Below are 588 nucleotides of genomic sequence, written 5' to 3'. Positions count from 1 at the left end.
CCGGGTCGCCATTGAGGAAGTCGACCACGACTTCCATGTTGATGCGCGGGATGAACAGGGCCCCGAAGCCGGAGCCGGCCCAGCTGCTGGAGACCCGCACCCAGCAGCTGGAGTTCTCGTTCATGGCGCCCACCCGGTCCCAGTGGAACTGCACCTTGACGCGCCCGTACTGGTCGGGCCAGATCTCCTCGCCCGGCGGGCCGACCACCACGGCGGTCTGCGGGCCGGTGGTCCTGGGTTTCGGCGTGGTGCGCGCGGGGGTGTAGGGCACGCTGGTGGGCTGGGCCAGCAGGGTGAACCGCTGGAACGAGCCTTCTTCCTGCGCCGTGCCCTTGGGGCCCGGCGCGGCAGCGCTGACCTGGGGGTTTTCCTTGAAGTGGTATTCCAGGCCGGTGAGCAGGTAGGCCTGGTTCTGGTCCTCGCGCGGGTAGTTCTCCAGCGTGAAGGTGTAGCCCGGGGCGAGCGCCCGGTGGCGCGACTGGCCCCGCACGGTGCTGTGCCCGGTGAGGCTTTCCTGCAGCCGCACCCGGGCATAGGCTTCGCCGTCGCCGAATTCGGTGTAGCCGCCCGGCCATTCGTAGATTTCGT

Annotated in this window: 1 protein-coding gene; it reads right to left on the bottom strand. The window is 69.2% G+C overall.

The annotated features are described in order from the left end of the window. Window positions 1-588, bottom strand: a 588-nt coding sequence (locus AVME950_RS24255) for a type VI secretion system Vgr family protein (RefSeq protein ID WP_284431733.1), incomplete at both ends; no start/stop codon positions are given.

Source organism: Acidovorax sp. SUPP950 (genome assembly GCF_030158935.1).
Taxonomy (GTDB): Bacteria; Pseudomonadota; Gammaproteobacteria; order Burkholderiales; family Burkholderiaceae_C; genus Paracidovorax.
This window is presented reverse-complemented; position numbering and strand designations above follow the sequence as displayed.